This window comes from Streptomyces sp. WMMC500 (assembly GCF_027497195.1).
Lineage (GTDB): Bacteria > Actinomycetota > Actinomycetes > Streptomycetales > Streptomycetaceae > Streptomyces.
The window spans coordinates 2,558,384-2,573,524 of the sequence record NZ_CP114905.1 but is presented as its reverse complement, the minus strand read 5'-3'; the positions used below and the strand labels follow the sequence as shown (position 1 = coordinate 2,573,524).

Annotated in this window: 19 protein-coding genes; 14 read left to right on the top strand and 5 right to left on the bottom strand. The window is 72.5% G+C overall.

The window, feature by feature from the left end; translation table 11 throughout:
• Nucleotides 1–128: 128 nt before the first annotated feature.
• Nucleotides 129–1,133, top strand: a complete 1,005-nt coding sequence (locus O7599_RS10460) for a helix-turn-helix domain-containing protein (protein WP_281621858.1) — start codon at nt 129–131, stop codon at nt 1,131–1,133.
• 73 nt (nt 1,134–1,206) lie between these two features.
• On the opposite strand, the gene O7599_RS10455 is transcribed toward O7599_RS10460, so the two are convergent.
• Together O7599_RS10455 and O7599_RS10450 are read right to left on the bottom strand one after the other, a co-directional pair.
• A complete protein-coding gene (locus O7599_RS10455) occupies nt 1,207–2,103 on the bottom strand; it encodes an endonuclease/exonuclease/phosphatase family protein (protein ID WP_281621857.1) in 897 nt (298 codons plus the stop codon).
• Between the two features lie 242 nt (nt 2,104–2,345).
• On the bottom strand, nt 2,346–3,317 hold the full coding sequence (locus tag O7599_RS10450) for an LLM class F420-dependent oxidoreductase (RefSeq protein ID WP_281621856.1): 972 nt from the start codon (nt 3,315–3,317) through the stop codon (nt 2,346–2,348).
• A gap of 96 nt (nt 3,318–3,413) precedes the next feature.
• On the opposite strand from O7599_RS10450, the gene gvpO reads away from it, so the two are divergent.
• From gvpO to O7599_RS10395, 11 genes are all read left to right on the top strand, one after another.
• Entirely contained in the window at nt 3,414–3,728 is a 315-nt protein-coding gene (gene gvpO / locus O7599_RS10445) for a gas vesicle protein GvpO (RefSeq protein ID WP_281621855.1), read from the top strand.
• A gap of 49 nt (nt 3,729–3,777) precedes the next feature.
• Nucleotides 3,778–4,221: a gas vesicle structural protein GvpA gene (locus O7599_RS10440; protein ID WP_281621854.1), complete on the top strand. Its 444-nt coding sequence runs from the start codon at nt 3,778–3,780 to the stop codon at nt 4,219–4,221.
• Nucleotides 4,218–4,994, top strand: a complete 777-nt coding sequence (locus tag O7599_RS10435; protein WP_281621853.1) for a GvpL/GvpF family gas vesicle protein — start codon at nt 4,218–4,220, stop codon at nt 4,992–4,994. Before O7599_RS10440 ends, O7599_RS10435 begins: the two co-directional genes overlap by 4 nt.
• Before the next feature lie 3 nt (nt 4,995–4,997).
• Nucleotides 4,998–5,261, top strand: a complete 264-nt coding sequence (locus tag O7599_RS10430) for a gas vesicle protein GvpG (RefSeq protein WP_281621852.1) — start codon at nt 4,998–5,000, stop codon at nt 5,259–5,261.
• Between the two features lie 41 nt (nt 5,262–5,302).
• Nucleotides 5,303–5,839, top strand: coding sequence for a DNA primase (locus tag O7599_RS10425; RefSeq protein ID WP_281621851.1), 537 nt, complete (start codon nt 5,303–5,305; stop codon nt 5,837–5,839).
• The gene (locus O7599_RS10420) at nt 5,832–6,809 is read left to right on the top strand and encodes an SRPBCC family protein (RefSeq protein WP_281621850.1); all 978 of its coding nucleotides are present in this window, start codon (nt 5,832–5,834) and stop codon (nt 6,807–6,809) included. Before O7599_RS10425 ends, O7599_RS10420 begins: the two co-directional genes overlap by 8 nt.
• Nucleotides 6,806–7,156: a gas vesicle protein gene (locus O7599_RS10415; protein ID WP_281621849.1), complete on the top strand. Its 351-nt coding sequence runs from the start codon at nt 6,806–6,808 to the stop codon at nt 7,154–7,156. Before O7599_RS10420 ends, O7599_RS10415 begins: the two co-directional genes overlap by 4 nt.
• The gene (locus O7599_RS10410; RefSeq protein ID WP_281621848.1) at nt 7,153–7,941 is read left to right on the top strand and encodes a GvpL/GvpF family gas vesicle protein; all 789 of its coding nucleotides are present in this window, start codon (nt 7,153–7,155) and stop codon (nt 7,939–7,941) included. Before O7599_RS10415 ends, O7599_RS10410 begins: the two co-directional genes overlap by 4 nt.
• Nucleotides 7,938–8,186: a gas vesicle protein gene (locus O7599_RS10405; RefSeq protein WP_281621847.1), complete on the top strand. Its 249-nt coding sequence runs from the start codon at nt 7,938–7,940 to the stop codon at nt 8,184–8,186. Before O7599_RS10410 ends, O7599_RS10405 begins: the two co-directional genes overlap by 4 nt.
• The gene (locus O7599_RS10400; RefSeq protein ID WP_281621846.1) at nt 8,183–8,473 is read left to right on the top strand and encodes a gas vesicle protein K; all 291 of its coding nucleotides are present in this window, start codon (nt 8,183–8,185) and stop codon (nt 8,471–8,473) included. Before O7599_RS10405 ends, O7599_RS10400 begins: the two co-directional genes overlap by 4 nt.
• Nucleotides 8,474–8,849: 376 nt before the next feature.
• Nucleotides 8,850–9,656: a SigB/SigF/SigG family RNA polymerase sigma factor gene (locus O7599_RS10395; RefSeq protein WP_281621845.1), complete on the top strand. Its 807-nt coding sequence runs from the start codon at nt 8,850–8,852 to the stop codon at nt 9,654–9,656.
• A 72-nt stretch (nt 9,657–9,728) separates the two neighbouring features.
• On the opposite strand, the gene O7599_RS10390 is transcribed toward O7599_RS10395, so the two are convergent.
• Nucleotides 9,729–10,481, bottom strand: coding sequence for a hypothetical protein (locus O7599_RS10390; RefSeq protein WP_281621844.1), 753 nt, complete (start codon nt 10,479–10,481; stop codon nt 9,729–9,731).
• Between the two features lie 274 nt (nt 10,482–10,755).
• On the opposite strand from O7599_RS10390, the gene O7599_RS10385 reads away from it, so the two are divergent.
• Nucleotides 10,756–11,178: a PPOX class F420-dependent oxidoreductase gene (locus O7599_RS10385; protein ID WP_281621843.1), complete on the top strand. Its 423-nt coding sequence runs from the start codon at nt 10,756–10,758 to the stop codon at nt 11,176–11,178.
• A gap of 53 nt (nt 11,179–11,231) precedes the next feature.
• Here O7599_RS10385 and O7599_RS10380 read toward each other — a convergent pair whose 3' ends face one another.
• Together O7599_RS10380 and O7599_RS10375 are read right to left on the bottom strand one after the other, a co-directional pair.
• The gene (locus tag O7599_RS10380; protein WP_281621842.1) at nt 11,232–12,311 is read right to left on the bottom strand and encodes an arabinan endo-1,5-alpha-L-arabinosidase; all 1,080 of its coding nucleotides are present in this window, start codon (nt 12,309–12,311) and stop codon (nt 11,232–11,234) included.
• 43 nt (nt 12,312–12,354) lie between these two features.
• Nucleotides 12,355–13,437, bottom strand: coding sequence for a glycoside hydrolase family 43 protein (locus O7599_RS10375; protein WP_348652600.1), 1,083 nt, complete (start codon nt 13,435–13,437; stop codon nt 12,355–12,357).
• A gap of 217 nt (nt 13,438–13,654) precedes the next feature.
• Here O7599_RS10375 and O7599_RS10370 point away from each other — a divergent pair, with 217 nt between their 5' ends.
• A complete protein-coding gene (locus O7599_RS10370; RefSeq protein WP_281621841.1) occupies nt 13,655–15,133 on the top strand; it encodes a glycosyl hydrolase in 1,479 nt (492 codons plus the stop codon).
• Nucleotides 15,134–15,141 lie beyond the last annotated feature (8 nt).

The following is a 15,141-nucleotide window of genomic DNA, read 5'->3' as shown; positions in this document are numbered from 1 at the left end:
GTGAACATTATCGGCGTCTGCCAGCCATGCGTCTGCGCCCGGCGTCTTCACTGCACAGCCCACGAAAGCCGGCGGGCCGGCTGACGCATGTGCGCGCTGCTGTGAACCGCTCGGGGGATGGGGTCGGCATGCTGGTGACGGAATTCAGTACGGAGGCCGTAACGGCGTCGGAGCGATTCGACCTGTTCGCTGACATCACCAGCCGATCGCACATGCCCAGCCGATTACGCAGTGACCGTCAGGACGATTTCCGCGCCCGGATGCGGACCCTGGACGTGGGGGAACTTCAGCTCTCCACGATGTCCTTTCCACACCTGGAGATCGTGCGGACCCCGAAGTCGATCCGGCAGGGCGACCCCGAGGCGTACCAGGTCAACTACTTTCTCCGGCAGGAGGGAGTGCTTTCCCTGGCGGGACGGGACACGGCACTGCGCGCCGGCGACCTGGTGGTGATGGACAGCAGCCATCCCTACCGGGGTGAGGTCCACGCCGTTCCGGTCGGCTGGTCGCACGTGACCGTGCAGTTTCCCCGCGGCATGATGCCGCTGCCGGAAAGGACCATGCGGCAGGTACTCGGAACCCGGATCGACGGACGCCGCGGCATGGGCGGGTTGTTCACCCGCTGGCTGGCCGACCTCGACGCCCGCGCCGGGGAGTTCGTCCCGGCCGAGGTGCCCGCACTCGCGTCGGTGACCCTGGACCTCCTGGCGGCGGTGGTGTCCCGCTTCCTGGAGGCGGAGGAAGCGCTGAGCCCGGAGGCCCGCAGAACCGCTCTGCGGGCCCGGGTCATCGCGTTCGTCGAACGCCACCTCACGGACCCGGACCTCACCCCCCGGTCGGTCGCGGCGGCACACCACATCTCCGGACGCTGCCTCCAGCGGCTGCTCGCCGAGGACGGCACCTCCCCGGCGGCCTGGATCCGCCACCGCCGCCTGGAACGCTGCCGTCTCGATCTGGCCAACCCCCGCCTGCACGCCCGCCCGGTCCAGGCCATCGCGGCCCGCTGGGGGTTCACCAACCCCGTGAACTTCAGCCGCCTGTTCCGGGCCACCTACGGGGTACCGCCACGGGACTACAGAAACCTGCCGCCCGAGGTGTGCGAGGACCGTCAGCCGGCCCATGTCGCGGAATGACGGGGGACCGGCGGATCGGGGACCGCGCCGTGCGTCCGGCGGTCCGAGGGGACGCCGGACGCACGGGTGGTGGTCAGACCAGGTCGCAGACCCGGCCGGAGGGTGCGCCGGCCGTCAGGTCGCTGACCACGACGCGGTGGTCGTCGTTCACATGGCCCAGCGTGCACCGCTTGGTGTGAACGGCTCCCTTGGTCATGACGTAGTCGAACTTCTTCTTCGAGCCCACCTGTGTGTACTGGCACGGGCTGTTCTGGGGGTTCTTGCCGCGCGTGCAGGACGGATCGGCGTCGGCGAACTTGTACGCCCACAGGGGTTCCATCTCCGGGTAGGAGGGCTGCGCGTTCAGGTCACCTGCGAGCACCATGTTCGGCATGCCCCGGGTCGCCTCCATGAGCTGGTTCAGTTGGTCCTGGCGCAGGTCGGCATCGCCGCCGTCGCTGAGGTGGGTGTTGGCCACATAGACGTCCATGCCCGCCAGCCGCACCTGGAAGATGGTGAACTTTCGGCGCTCCGGCCAGTCCCTGTCCTCGTACAGAGCGGTGCCGGGGGTGCCGTGCATGGTGGTTCCCTCGGCCACGAGAACCGAATGCGTCACCTGAAGCGGCCCGTTGTCGCAGCCCAGAGTGAACAGGTCGGGCCAGTCGGCGTGGTAGGCCTTGTAGACAAGGCCCTGCTGCCGCAGCGTCCTGACGGCGGTGTCGACCTCCCCCTTGCAGGATTCCTGGAGCAGCACGATCTGCGGCTTGAAACGCTTGATCTGTGCCGCGACAAGCGCGGGTGTCCCATTTTCCTGTCCGTTCGAGTTCCAGGACATGATGCGGTTTTGTACGACGGAAGCGGTGGGCGCTGCGCCGCGGCTTTCCGCGGTGCCGAGGCCCTGGGCCGGTGTTCCATGGGTGGGTGCGACCCCCGCGCCGAGCACGAGCGCGCTGCCCAGAGCAGCGGCCGTGATGATCTGGCGTATCCGCACGTCGACTCCTTCTCCCGGTGCCGGTTTCTGCGCGCCCGGCACTGAGCATGCTCAGTGCCGCCCACCTCGTGGATCCCGGGAATTCGGGTGGTCCGAAAGCCCGTGGCGGCGCGGCTGATGTTCAGAATGCGGTCGACGGGAGCGTCCCTCCTTGTCGTTCCGCGCCAGGAGGTTGACGATTCGCGACGCTCGGGCGGCGCGCGGCGACCCGCCCCACGCCGCCGGGCCGTGCCCGCGGGTGTTCAGCCGAACTCCGCGCGGAGCGCGGGCAGGAGCGTCTTCGAGGCCCAGCGCAGGAACGCCGGCTGCGTCTCGCCGCCGATCTGGACGAGTGCGACCTCCGTGAAACCGGCGTCCACGAAGGGGCGGACGGCCTCGACGAAGACCGCCGGGTCGGCGCCGCAGGGGAGGGACGCGGCGACGTCGTCGGGGGTGACGAAGCGGGTGGCGGCGGCGAAGGAGTCCGGGTGGGGGAGTTCCGCGTTCACCTTCCAGCCGCTGCCGAACCAGCGGAACTCGTCGTGCGCGCGCTCGACCGCCGCCGCGCGGTCCGGGTCGTAGCTGACCGGCAACTGCCCCACGCGCGGCTTGCCCGCGCCGCCGTGCCGGTCGAACGCCTCCAGCAGCCCCGCCTTGGGCTCCGTGGCGATGACGAGGTCGGCGAGGCGCCCGGCCAGCGCGCAGGACTGCGCGCCCGAGACCGCGACGCCGATCGGCGGCGGCCGGTCCGGCAGGTCCCACAGCCGCGCGGAGTCGACCGAGAAGTGCGTGCCGTGCCGGGTGACGTGGCCGCCGGCGAAGAGGGCGCGGATGATGCCGATGGCCTCCTCGAGCATCTCGTGCCGGACGTCGGCCCCCGGCCAGCCGCGCCCGACGACGTGCTCGTTCAGGTTCTCGCCGGCCCCCAGCCCGAGCCGGAAGCGGCCCTGCGCGAGCAGGTCCAGCGTCGCGGCCTTCTGCGCCACGACCGCGGGGTGGTAGCGCATGATCGGGCACGTCACGTACGTCATGAGGGGGATGCGCGACGTCGCCTGCGCGGCGGCGCCGAGGACGCTCCAGGCGTACGGGCTGTGCCCCTGGGAGCGTAGCCAGGGGAAGTAGTGGTCGGAGGTGACCGAGAAGTCGAAGCCCGCCTCCTCGGCGCCGACCACGTGCGCGACGAGTTCCCTGGGCCCGGCCTGCTCCGTCATCATCGTGTATCCGATTTGCACCATAAAGACCGGTTCCCCGTTCGGGTCGCGGGGAAACCGCGGGTTCCCCGATCCGTGCCGGCCGAGGTTTGACCGGCGCGCTGACGGTCACACGGGGTCATGAGTCAGAACAGGGACGGCAAGGACGAGGCCGGGTCCAGGGGAGACCGCGGCGCGTCGCGGCCGGCGGGGCTGTCGGTCGCCGTGCGCGAGGAGTTCGGCGAGGCCACCGGGCTGACCGCCGAGGGAGTCACCTCGATGACCGGAAACGGTGACGACGGCTGGACGCTGCACCTCGAAGTGGTGGAGGTCCCGCGTGTCCCGGACACGACGAGCCTGCTCGCCACCTACGAGGTCACCGCCGACCCGGGCGGCCGGCTCACGGGCTACCGGCGCATCCGCCGCTACGAGCGCGGCCGGCCGGATCCCCGATGACGGACCCGCCGGCACGAACGCCGCGAGAGGCAAGGGAAGGACATCCGACATGACCGTGGTACCGCAACAGCAGACGGGCGGCGGCGGTTCGAGTTCGCTGTACGACGTCCTGGAACTGGTGCTCGACCGCGGGCTGGTGATCGACGCGTTCGTGCGTGTCTCGCTGGTCGGGATCGAGTTGCTGAAGATCGACGTCCGCGTGGTCGTCGCCAGCGTCGACACCTATCTGCGGTTCGCCGAGGCGGCGAACCGGCTGGACCTGGAGGCCGGGCCGAACAAGAGCAAGGGGCTGCCGGAGATCCTCGACAGCACGGTGGAGAGCGGTGCCGGCGCCAAGACGAAGGGTGCGCTGGCGGGAGCCGCCGAGACCCTGTCGGACGCGTTCTCGCAGGGCCGCGAGCGCGGCGGCGAACGCTCCGAGGAACCGGCCGCCGAGCGCACCAAGCAGCCGGCCCGGCGCAGCTCCGCCCGCCGGAAGGAGACGGACGGATGAGCATCTACGTGTACGGATTCGTGCGCTCGCACCAGGCACCGGTGCCCGAGGGAACCCGCGGCGTCGGCGAACCGGCCGGAACCGTGCGCTCGGTGCCGCAGGGCGACCTGGCCGCGCTGGTCAGTGAGGCGCCCGACGACCTCAAGCCGCGCCGCCGCGACCTGATGGCCCATCAGGAGGTGCTGGTCGCCGCGGGCGCCACGGGGAGCGTGCTGCCGCTGCGCTTCGGCTGCCTGGCACACGACGAGGCGTCGGTGCGGCGGGTGCTGGCGGAGCGCGCCGGGCACTTCCGCGAGCGGCTCGACGCCCTGGAAGGCCGCAGGGAGTTCAACGTCAAGGCGGCTCACCGCGAAGAAGAGGTGCTGCGCCTGGTGCTGACCGAGGAGCCGGAGCTTCAGGCCCTCAACGAGGCACAGCGCGCACGCGGCGGCGACGCCGGATACCAGGAGCGAGTCCGGCTCGGCGAGCTGATGGCCGACGCGGTACGCCGGCGGGAGGCCGTCGACGCCCGGCGCATCGAGCAGGAGCTTGAGCCGTACGCCGACGCGGTGAGCCCGGGTCCGGGCAGCGAGGCGTGGCTGGCGAACATCTCGTTCCTGGTGCCCGACGACCGCGTCGACGACTTCACCGGGGCGCTGGCCCGGCTGAACGCGGCCGAGGCGCACGTCGACGTGCGCGTCTACGGGCCGCTGCCGCCCTACAGCTTCGCCGCCGCCGAGCCCGGCCCGGCCGCGCAGCACGCCGGACAGGGCACGACGTCCGGCCGGCGGTGATCCGTGGGTCTGCTGGGTGAACTGCTGAAGCTGCCCGCGGCCCCGGTCCGCGGCCCGCTGTGGGTGCTGCGCCAGGTGATCGCGGAGGCCGAGCGCCAGTACTACGACCCCCAGGCGGTGCAGCGGGAGCTGGCCGCGCTGGCGGCGCGGCTGGACGCCGGCGACATCGACCAGGAGGAGTTCGACCGGAGGGAGGACGAGTTGCTCGGCGGGCTCGAGCAGTCGCCCGTCCGGTTCCTCGACGACACAGAACGGACAGAGAAATGACGAACCGGCTTCCGCTGGCGCTGGGAGTATGCGCCGGCTACGTGTTGGGACGTACCAGAAAGGCCAAGCTCGCACTGACGCTCGCGGGCGCGGCGGCGGGCAGGAAGCTGCCGCTCAGCCCGCAGGCGGTGGGCTCGCTGCTCACCGAGCGGCTGAACGCCAGCCCGCAGTTGAAGCAGGTCGGTGACCAGTTGCGCCGGGACCTCGGCGGGGTCGGCAAGGCGGCGACCGGAGCGCTCGTCGAGCGCCGGGTCAGCGGCCTCGCCGACCGCCTCGAAGACCGCACCCGCGGTCTGCAGGACCGGCTGACCGGCGGGCGGGACGAGCCCGCGGACGCCGACGAGCACGACGAGACCGACGAGCGGGCGGAACGCGACGAGGACGAGGTGCCGGAAGCGCACGACACGCCCGCGCCGAAGAAGAAGGCGTCCGGGAAACAGGCGCCGCGCAGGAAGGCCGCGGCGGCGGCGAAGCCGGCGAAGAAGGCGGCCTCGGGCGCCCGGCGCACCGCGTCCTCCGCCAAGAAGGCGGGCACCGCGAAGTCCGCCGGCACGAGGGGAGGCGGCCGCCGTGGCTGAGTCGAAGACGCCTTCGCTGCTGAAGACGGTGACCGGCAGCCCGCAGACCGAACGCCTGGTCTCCGCGCTCCAGTCGTACGCCACCGCGCAGTTGCAGCACGCCGCGATGAACGCGGGCCGCAGGCTCGGCGAGACCACCTCGCGGCTGAACGACGCCGCCGAGGGCCGCGGTCCCGGCCTCGGCCAACTGCTCCCGAGCGGCGGCTCGCTGGGCAAGGCCGCGCTGAAGGCCGGCGCCGGCAAGGTCAAGGACGGCGTGCTCGGCAAGCTCGGCGCGCTGACCGGCGGCGGCAAGCGGTCCGCGAAGGGCGGCAGCCGGCCGACCACCATCGTCGAGCAGGTCGACGTGGGCGTCCCGGTGCGCGAGGCGTACGACCAGTGGACGCAGTACGACGAGTTCAGCCGCTTCGCCAAAGGCGTGAAGAGCGCGTCCGCGACCGGCGACACCGGCTCGGACTGGCAGGCGAAGATCTTCATCTCCAGCCGGAGCTGGAAGAGCACCACCACCGAGCAGATCCCCGACGAGCGCATCGTCTGGAGTTCGGAGGGCGCGAAGGGCACCACGAAGGGCGTCGTCACGTTCCACGAGCTGGCGCCCGCGCTCACCCGCGTCCTGCTGATCGTCGAGTACTACCCCCGCGGCCTGTTCGAGAAGACCGGCAACATCTGGCGCGCCCAGGGCCGCCGGGTGCGGCTCGACCTCAAGCACTTCGCGCGGCACCTCTCGATGCAGGGCGAGGCCAGCGGCGGCTGGCGCGGCGAGATCCGCGACGGCGAGCTGGTCCGCAGCCACGAGGAGGTGGCCGAGGCAGAGGCGGCCGAGGACGAGGCGGCGTACGCGGACGAGGAGCCGCCGGAGGAGGACGAGTACGAGGAGGACGCGGAGGACCGGGCCGAGGCCGGAGACGGCGCGTACGAGGACGAGGCCGAGGAGGAGTACGAGTACGAAGACGAGCGGGCCGCCCGATGACCACGGCGTCGCGCGTCCCCGAGCCCTACGGCGCAAGCGGCTCCAACCTCGCCGACATCCTGGAGCGCGTGCTCGACAAGGGCATCGTCATCGCCGGGGACATCCAGATCAACCTGCTCGACATCGAACTGCTCACGGTCAAGCTCCGGCTCGTCGTGGCGTCGGTCGACAAGGCCAGGGAGATGGGCATCGACTGGTGGGAGGAGGACCCCGCGCTGTCCTCCCGCGCCCGCCGCCGGGAGGACGGCCGGCGCGCGGAGGAGCTGCAGGCCCGCAACGAGCGCCTGGAGTCCCGGATCGCCGCCCTCGAAGCGGCCACCGCCACCCGGGAGGAGACAGCCACATGACGCGGCTCGCCTATCTGTACGCCGTCACGCGCCGCGGCACCCCGCTGCCGCCGGAGCTGCTCGGCGTCGTCGGGGAACCGGTGCGCCTGCTGGAGCACGGCGAGCTGGCGGGCGTGTGGAGCCCGGTGCCGGCCGTGGACTTCGACGAGGAACCGCTGCGCGCGCACCTGGAGGATCTCCGCTGGCTGGAGCGGACCGCGCGTGCCCACCAGGAGGTCGTCGACGCCGTCTCCTCCCGGGGCGCGGTGCTGCCGCTGCGGATGGCCGTCGTCTACCGCGGTGAGGACGGGGTGCGGCGCCTGCTCACCGAGGACCACGACCGGCTCGTCGCCGGGCTGCACCGGCTGGCGGGGCTCGCCGAGTGGGGCGTGAAGGTGTACCTGGAGGAACCGGCGCCCGAGGCCGAGTCCGCCGCGGGACGGGAGCGGGCACCCCGCCCGTCCGGCGAGCGCCCACCCCGCCCGTCCGGCCGCGACTACCTGCGCCGCCGGATGCGCCGCCGGGAACGTGAGGAGCAGGACTGGGAACGGGCGGCACACGCCTGCCGGCTGCTGCACGCGCAGCTCTCCCGGGTCGCCCAGGAGGACCGGCTGCTGCGCCCGCAGAACGGTGAACTGGCCCGCGGCGGCGGCAGGAACGTGCTCAACGTCTCGTACCTCGTCGCCGGTGAGCGCGAGCGGGAGTTCGTCGCCCGCGCACGCGAGTCGGACGTGCCGGGCGTACGCGTCGAGGTCAACGGCCCCTGGGCGCCCTACTCCTTCGCCGCCCCGGAGGCGGCGCCGTGACGGGCCCCGCCACGCGCCCGGCGCCGGGGCCCGTGGCACAGCGGCAGACCAGCCTGGTGGACCTGCTGGACCGGCTCCTCGGCACCGGTGTCGTCATCTCCGGCGACCTCGTGCTGCGGGTCGCCGACGTCGACCTGGTCCGCATCCGGCTGCACGCGCTCCTCGCCTCCGTCGCGGCGACGGCGGGGTCCCCGTGGCCGGACGACGACCTGCCGCCGCGCCCGTACGACGAGGGGGCGCCGTGAGCGGCCGGCGGCTGGACCTCGACCCGGAGACCGCCCAGCGCGACCTCGCGGCGCTGGTGCTGACGGTCGTGGAGCTGCTGCGCCAGCTCATGGAGCGGCAGGCCGTGCGCCGCTTCGAGGCCGGCGGCCTCACCGAGGCGCAGGAGGAGCGCCTCGGCCTGACCCTGCTGCGCCTGGACGAGGCGATGGACGAGCTGTGCGAGCGGCACGGGATCTCGCGTGCCGACCTCGGTCTCGACCTCGGTCCCCTCGGCAACCTCGTGGACGACGTCGAAGGACCGCGCTGACCGGCCGCCCCGCCGGGCCGCGCCTCAGGGTGCGCCCCCGGCCGCGCTCGCGTGCCCTCGGCCGTACCCGCGAGGGCGCCCGAGCCCGGCCGGGGCGGGGCCGCGTCGCGTCCGGTCGTGCGATGTGCGGCCTCGGCGTAATCTGGAGGAGTCGTCCGCCCGGCCTCGTTTGCATCGCCCGGCGGTGGGCAGGCGGACACACGTGCTTCGGATCAGAGGCACGCGCGGGAGCAGACGGCTACTCAGCCGCGGCGCCCCGGTCGCGTGCGGTCCGGAGCGTTGTCGTTTTCCGGCCGGTCACCGCCGACCCGGTGAGGCGCCGCCGCCGTCCTTCCGCGAGAACTGAAGGCTCGCAACTCGCCCGAGGGAGGACCCCGTGGCGCATGTCCGGGCAAGGAACAGGAAGCACCCGCACGACGACGCACCCGATACCTCCGCGCAGTTCCGCCGGCTCGCGGAGATGCCGGAGGGCCCCGAGAAGAAGGCGCTGCGGCAAGAGGTCGTACGCGCCTGGATGCCGATGGCGGCGCGGCTCTCCCGCCAGTTCAGGAACCGCGGCGAGGCGCTGGAGGACCTCGAACAGGTCGCGCACCTCGGCCTGGTGAAGGCCGTCGGCCGCTACGACCCGGCGCGCGGCAACGCCTTCGAGAGCTTCGCCGTGCCGACGATCGTCGGCGAGCTGAAGCGGCACTTCCGTGACCACATGTGGGGTGTGCACGTCCCCCGCCGGGTCCAGGAACTGCGCAACCGCGTCCGCAGCGCGAGCATGTCGCTGGCCACCACGGCCGACGACCGGTTCCCGCCGACCGCGGACATCGCCGAGGCGGCCGGCCTGACCGAGGACGAGGTGCGTACGGGGCTGCAGGCCCTGGAGAGCTACGCCACCCTCTCCCTCGACGCCACCCTCACCGACACCGGCGACGGCTACTCGCTCATCGACACCTTCGGCAGCGCCGAGCCCGGCTTCGACCGGGCCGTGGACCGCGAGGCCGTACGACCGCATCTGCGCCGGCTGCCGGAACGCGAACGCGAGATCCTCTACCTGCGGTTCTTCTGCGACATGACGCAGAGCAGGATCGCGGAGCGCATGGGCATCTCACAGATGCACGTCTCCCGGCTCATCACCACCACCTGCGCGCGCGTCTGCGAGCGGGTGGAGGCCGACCGGGCCGCGGCGGCGTAGACCCGGAAGCCCGCGGCCGTACCGGAGAGCCGGTCGGGGGCCGCGGGCTGCCGGGCCGCGGGCGGTACGCGGTCAGCCGGAGGTGACCCCGAAGTCGTTCGTGGTGAACTCCAGCCCGCCGGCCGCCGAGGTGATCTCGTAGCCGAACTGGACGTCGCCGACGGTCACGTCGCCCCACCAGCCCTCGTCGCTCAGCCAGCGGAGCACGGCCAGGAGGTCCACCTCGCCGGCGGTCGAGTCGCCGTGCCGGAGGAAGGAGAAGACCTCGTTGTTGCCGTTGTTCCCGCTGTAGACGTCCCAGGTGTGGCCGCCGAGCGCCACCGTGGTCCGGAACTGGCCGAGCGGTCCCACGGGTCCTGTCCAGTTCATCCAGAGCATGACCTCGTAGTCGTAGTTCACGTCCCACACGTCGTACGTCGTGTTGTACGCGCCGCCGCCCGGCACGGTGACGTCGTACGAGCTGCTCAGCCGGTCGATCTGGCTGACCGGATCGTTCACGATCCACTTGGCGTTGGGGTACGACTTGATGCCGCCGGTGTTCGGGTGGTCGGCGTCGACCGTCCAGTTGTGGGCCGACTCCGCGGAGATGCACTGGCTGCCGGCGCCCGAGCCCCAGATGTTGTTGTAGAGGATGTAGCCGTCGGGCGACTGCCAGTTGCCCCACTGGTCGCAGGACTGCCACGCCTGCGCGATCGCGGCCTGCGCGGGCACCGCCAGGTGGCCGAGGAACCCGAGCGCCGCCAGCAGCGGGGCGGCGATCAGGGTACGCACGGCTCTGCGCGGGCGTCGGGGGTGTCCGGTGGGGGCGTGCTTGCTGCGGCTCATCGCGCCACTCTCCTCGCCTCGTGTGGTGGGGGGCGTGCACAGAAGGGGTTCGTTTCCGCGCGCGTACGAAGACAGTGACCGCAGGGCCGTCGAATGGTTGCCGTCGAATCGGCACGGCACGGGCACGGGCGCGGCTCCGGTGGCCGGGCCGCCGTGTCGGCGGCCCGGCGGCGGGCACCCGGTCCGTAGCATGCCGGTACCGGCTCGACGCGCGGACGCCGCGCGCCGCCCCACGCCGGCACCCGAGGACCGGAACTGCCGAAGGAGACCCCGCGTGTCCAGGCCCCCGCTGCCCGCCGACGCCGTCGAGATGCTGCGCCGCCCCAACCCCTGCGTGATGGCCACGCTGCGCGCGGACGGCGCGCCCGTGTCGACGGCCACCTGGTACCTCTGGGAGGACGGCCGCGTCCTCGTGAACATGGACGGGAGCCGCCGGCGCCTGGAACACCTGCGTGCCGACCCGCGCGTGACCCTCACCGTCCTCGCCGAGGGGGACTGGTACTCGCACGTCACCCTCGTCGGCCGGGTGGCCGAACTGGTCCCCGACGAAGGTCTCGCGGACATCGACCGCCTCGCCCGCCACTACACCGGCAACCCCTATCCGGAACGCGGGAGCGCCCGGTTCAGCGCCCGGATCGACGTCGAGCGCTGGCACGGCTGGGGCAGCTTCCGGGACACCGGCCGGGCCTCCTCCTGACCCGCGTCCCGGCCGGCCCCGGCGCCCCGCGGCCGGCCGGGCGGGCGCCGGGCTCAGTGGGCGTAGGGCCAGCCGTCGGCGTCCCAGCCGAGCCAGTTGATGCCCAGCAGGGCCGTGCCGTCGTCGGCGTAGTAGTGGTAGACGAGGATGTCGTGGTCGGTGTCGGCGAAGACGTCCTGGTGGCCGGGGCCGTGGATGGAGTCGTGGCCGGCCATGATCTCGGTGCCGCCGCCGGAGGTCATCGCGGTGCCGTTGCGGTCGCGGTAGGGGCCGGCGATGTCCGTGGACCGGCCGACCATGACGCGGTACGTGCTGGCCGCGCCGCGGCAGCACAGGTCGAACGAGACGAAGAGGTAGTAGTAGCCGCCCCGCCGGTAGATCGTGGGCGCCTCGATGGCGCCGCCGCCGCGGCCGGCGATCGCGACCATGCCGTTGTCCAGGCGCTTGCCGGTCGCCGGGTCGATCCGGACGAGCTTGATGCCGGACCAGAACGAGCCGAAGGCCAGCCACCAGCGGCCCGCGGCGTCCACGGCGAGGTGCGGGTCGATGGCGTTGTGGTCGTCGGCGCCGCCGGACTCGATGACCAGGCCCTGGTTCGTCCAACTGCCCGAGTCGCCGCTGGCGCTGGTGGCCAGGAAGATCGCCGAGCGGTTGGAGCCGAAGGTGGAGGCCGAGTAGTAGAGGTGGTACCGCCCGTTGTGGTGGCTCAGGTGCGGAGCCCACAGGTTGCGGCTGCCTCCGGTGTACGAGGTGGTCCACGGCGCGCCGCCGGGGAAGACGCTGCCGGCGTTGCGGAAGTCCGTGCGGTCGGCGGACGTCTTCAGGGCGATGTCGTCGCCGGTGTGGGCGACGAGGTAGCCGCCGGACGGCCGTTTGACGAAGGACGGGTCGTGCACCCCGATGTCCCCGGTCACGGCGCCGGGGAAGGGGTACGCAGCCGGCGCCGCACCGGCCGGCGCGGGGCGCAGCCCGGACGCGCCGACGACGGAGGTGGTCGCCAGGGCGCCGGTCGCCAGGGCGGCGCGGAGCAGCCGGCGCCGCGACGCACCGGGCGGCGGGGCGGCGGGTGTGCCCGGGGGCGCCGTGGGCGTGCTCGACGCGGCGGCGGGGTCGCGGTGGGGGGTTCGGGTCACGGTCGTCTCCTTGGCGTCGGGGTGGGAATCGGTCCGCTGCCGGTCACTCGCCGGAGGGCGCGGGGAGCTCGACTCCGGTCCTGACCGGCGTGCCGAAGTCCGGGGTGCCGTCGGCGTTCCAGGTGAACTTCTGGGCGCGGGTGGAGCGGTTCATGTCGCAGCCGCCGGAGGCCGAGTCGTTGGCGTGGTAGACGATCCAGTCCTCGCTGCCGTCGGGCGACGTGAAGAACCCGTTGTGGCCGGGGGCGTAGACGCCGTTGGCGTCGTTGCGCTGGAAGACGGGGGCGGGCGACTTGGTCCAGTGCGCGCCGTTGAGCGGGTCGCTGCCGGTGAGGGTGAGCAGGCCCAGCTTGTAGTCGGGCCCCCAGCAGGCGCTGGCCGAGTAGACGATCATCGTCCGGCCGTTGTGGTGGAGCGCCTCGGCGCCTTCGTTGACGGCGCCGGTCTGCCGCTCCCAGGAGTGCGTCGGCCGGCTGATGGTGCGCCGGGGGCCGCTGGGGGTCCAGGGGTTGCTCAGCGGGGTGATGGTCAGGCTCTGCTCGCCGTCGATCGCGCTGCCCAGCAGGTAGATGCGGCCGTTGTGGCGCAGGATGCTCGGGTCGAGTTCCCAGGTGTTCCCCAGGTCGGCCTGGAAGTGGTAGGGCCCCATCGGGTCGGTGCCGTCGCTCTCCAGCACGTGCAGGCGCTGGGTCGGGTTGTAGTCGGGCACGTCCTGGCCGGCGACGTAGTACAGGTACCAGCGCGGCCCGTTGGGGCCGTCGATGAGGTGGAACTCCGGTGCCCACATGTTGCAGCAGCCGCCCGGCCGCCCGGCGAGGTCGAACACCGTCCTCTCCGGTGCGCTCGACAGCCCGGCCAGGGTCGGGGAACGGCGCATGGTGATCGTCGAGTTCCACGTCGTCGTGGCCAGGTAGTAGTACCCGTCGTGGTACTGCAACCAGGGGTCGGGGCCGTTGCGCTTGACGGGGTTGGCGAACGTGCCGGCGCCCGGCGTGGGCGACGCGCCGGTCTCGACGGCGGGCATGCCCGCCGCCTGCGGTGGCACGAGCGTGGTGCCGCCGCTGAGGAGCAGGGCGAGGACGGCGAGGAGGACGGCGCCGCGCAGCAGCCGGTTGGGTGTAGTCATGACCATGACATCTCCGAGGTTCGAAATATCGAACTCTGTTCGTAATGCTGAGCGGAGCGTAGGATTGCCGCTTCTCACCGTCAAGCCCGGCGCCGGGGGTGTGACCCCCCGGGAGCTATTGACGTGGCCATTACACGAGGAGCAGTATGGGAGCGCTCCCATTTTCCTCGCCACGTGCCCACGCCCGCATGCCCCCACCCCCGGCAGGTGATCCACGGTGACCCACCCCCCACTCCGCCGCACGCCCGCACTGGCGCTCCTCGTCCTGACCGCGCTTCTCGCGGCCCTGCTCTCGGCCGGTACGGGGGCCGAGGCCGCGGCCGACACGACCGGCGGGCGCGCCCAGCCCGTCGTCTACGAAGCCGAGGACGGCTTGCTGAACGGCACGGTCGTCGAGTCCGCCGCCCCCGGCTACTCCGGCACCGGCTACGTCGCCGGCTTCGACGCCGCCGAGGACTCCGTCACCGTCACCGTCCCCGACGGCCCGGCCGGGCTCCACGACCTCGCGATCCGCTACCGCGCCCCGTACGGCCAGAAGGTCGCGTCGCTGGAGCTCAACGGCGAGGGCGCGGGCGACGTCACCCTCGCCGCCACCGACACCTTCGGCACCGTGGCCGCAGGCAGGGTGATGCTGGGGGAGGGCGCCGACACGATCACGATCGTGAACAACTGGGGCTGGTACGAGATCGACGCCCTCAGCCTCAGCCCGAGCGAGCCCCGCCCGCCGCACCAGGTCTCCGGCGTCCCCGTCGACCCGCGGGCCACCCCCGAGGCCCGGGCGCTGCTGAGTGACCTCACCGCGGGCTACGGCCGGCACATCCTCAGCGGCCAGCAGGACGCGGCATCCGTCCGCTGGGTGGAGGAGAACGTCGGCCGCGCCCCGGCCGTGGCCGGGCACGACATGATGGACTACTCGCCCAGCCGCGTCGAGCGCGGCACCACGTCCACCGAGGTCGAGAACGCCCTCGCCTGGCACGAGCGGGGCGGCATCACCACGTTCGTCTGGCACTGGAACGCCCCCGCGGGCCTCATCGACCAGCCGGGCAAGGAGTGGTGGCGCGGCTTCTACACCGACGCGACGACCTTCGACGTGGCCGCGGCGCTCGCCGACCCGCAGTCCGCGGAGTACGCGCTGCTGCTGCGCGACATCGACGCCATCGCGGCAGAGCTGAAGCGGCTGCAGGACGCGGGCGTCCCGGTGCTCTGGCGCCCGCTGCACGAAGCCGAGGGCGGCTGGTTCTGGTGGGGAGCCAAGGGCCCCGGGCCGGCCAAGGAGCTGTGGCGGCTGATGTACGAGCGCATGACCGGCCACCACGGGCTGCACAACCTCGTCTGGGTGTGGAACTCCGTCGACCCGGCCTGGTACCCCGGCGACGACGTCGTCGACGTCGTCAGCGCCGACACCTACCCGCCGATCGGCGACCACGGCCCCGCCGCCGGCACGTACGACAGGCTGGTGGACCTCGTCGGCGACAAGAAGCTCGTCGCCCTGACCGAGACGGGCTCCATCCCCGACCCGGACCTGCTGGAGGCGTACGAGGCGGACTGGAGCTGGTTCACGACCTGGAGCGGCGAGTTCATCGACGACGGCGAGCACAACCCGCTGCCGTTCCTCAGGAGGGTGTACGAGCACGAGTACGTCATCACCCTCGACGAACTGGCCGACTGGCGTGCCCGAGACGGAGAGCGCCGGTGAGTTCACCG